At 67.7% G+C, this 2080-nt stretch carries 2 protein-coding genes; both read right to left on the reverse strand.

Going from position 1 to position 2080, the window contains the following annotated elements; translation table 11 throughout:
* Positions 1–715 (reverse strand): glycerate kinase (locus tag LQV45_RS27855; RefSeq protein WP_230010122.1); only part of this gene is annotated, 715 nt, incomplete at its 3' end.
* Between the two features lies 1 nt (position 716).
* The coding region (locus LQV45_RS27860) for a cation:dicarboxylate symporter family transporter (protein WP_230010123.1) at positions 717–2080 on the reverse strand (1364 nt) is incomplete at its 5' end.

The following is a 2080-nucleotide window of genomic DNA, read 5'->3' on the forward strand; positions in this document are numbered from 1 at the left end:
GCGCCAGCCCGTGCTCCAGTGCCGCAACGTCCTGCGGTCCGGCGCCCTTTTGGGGTCCGAAGACCGCCGGCGCGCCGCCGGGCCCGAGCAGTGGATTGTGGACGTCGCTGGCGACCACGAGTTCCGTGCCGTCCAGTTCGGGGAACCTGGCCCGGCGGATGGTGTGGATCTGCGCCAGTGACTCTCCGCTGCCGTGGAGCTGCCGGCTGCGGGCGTCGTGGAAGCCGTAGCCCAGGGCGGTGAGCATTCCCATGCCGCCGTCGGTGCTGGCACTTCCGCCCAGCGCCAGGACGATCCTGGCCGGGTTGAGACTGAGGGCGAACAGGATCGCTTCCCCAAAGCCCCGGCTGGAGGCCGCCAAGGGTTCCAGCTGGCCCGCCGGCAGGAGCGCCAGGCCGCAGGTGTTGGCGACCTCGACGACGGCGGTGGTGCCGTCGAACGCGATGCCGGCCGGGACGGGCTGGCCGGTGGGCCCGGTGACAGTGTGGCGGTGCCGGGTGAAGCCGGCGGCGACGGCGGCGTCCACACTGCCGTCCCCGCCGTCGGCCAGGGGAAGCAGCTCGCAGTGGACCGCTCCGGCCCCGCCGGTGGAGCCGGCTCCGGCGCGGAGCCCTGCGGCCAGGGCGTCGGCCACCTCGCCGGCCGTGAGGCTGCCTTTGAACTTGTCCGGTGCGATGAGGGTCCGCACGGTTTTCGGGGCGGTGGTGTTGAACATGTCAGATGGTTTCCGAGTAGGCGGGGCGGCGGGTGTCGTTGGCCGTCGAATCGGCATCGGCGGCTTCTGTGCGCTCCGGGTGGTTGTCCGGGTGCGTGTGGTGGCCGTATTCGATCAGGTCATCGTCGATGTCGCCGTAGCCGTCCGGGAGGATCGGATCCTCGCTGGGCAGCGGCTCAACAGTTTCGCCGTTGAAGACGCGGCGGACGCGGTCCGCGTCCAGGGTGCGGTCCCACCAGGCGATGAACAAGGTGGCGACGGCATTCCCGGTGAAGTTCACCAGGGCCCGGCACTCGGACATGAACTTGTCGATGCCGAAGATAAGCATGATGCCGGCGGCAGGGATGGTGCCGAGCGTGGCCAGGGTGGCGGTCAGGGCGATGAAGCCGCCGCCGGCGACGCCTGCCGCGCCCTTGGAGGTGAGCAGCATGACCGCGATGAGGCCCAGTTGCTGGCCGATGGTCAGGTTCGTGTTGGTTGCCTGGGCGATGTAGACGGCGGCCAGCGAAAGGTAGATGGCGGCGCCGTCGAGGTTGAAGCTGTAGCCCGTGGGGACCACGAGCCCGACCGTTTCCTTCTTCACACCGGCGTGCTCGAGTTTGCGCATCAGGCCCGGGAGGGCCGGTTCGGCAGTGGAGGTGCCCAGAATGAGCACGTACTGCTCTTTGAGGTGGCGGATCATCTTGAAGATGTTCAGCTTCAGGAAGGCCATGACGGAGCCGAGGACCACGACGACGAAGAGGATCGAGGTGGCGTAGAAGAGGGCGATCAGCCCGCCCATGCTGGAGAGGGAAGAGACGCCGTACTTGCCGACGGCGAAGGCCATCGCGCCGAACGCGCCCAGCGGGGCGGCCTTCATGATGAAGCCCAGGATTTTGAACATGACCCCGGTGAGGCGCTGGACACCGTCCAGGACGGGCGCCCCGACCTTGCCCATGGCGTTCAGCGCGACGCCGAAGATCACGGCGATGAAGATGATCTGGAGGATGTCGCCTTCCACGAAGGGCGCGACAACGCTGGTGGGGATGATGTGGGTCAGGAACTGCCACCATTCCTGGTGGGCGCCGGCGTCGATGAGTTTGGCCGCGGAGTCCGTCGTCTTGATCGCGCTGGCGTCTGCGTTGACGCCGTCGCCGAGGCGGAAGACGTTGATGGCGACCAGGCCAAAGAGCAGGGCAAAGATCGTGCCGATCTGGAAATACGTCAAGGCCTTCAGCCCGGTCATGCCGACCTTCTTCAGATCCGCGACGCTGGCGATGCCGCCGACGATGGTCAGGAACACGATCGGGCCGATCAGCATTCTCATGGCGTTGACGAAGGTGGTGCCGATCGGTTCCATGGCGATGCCCGCGGCCGGGGCCAGCC

Source organism: Microbacterium sp. Bi128, assembly GCF_918698205.1.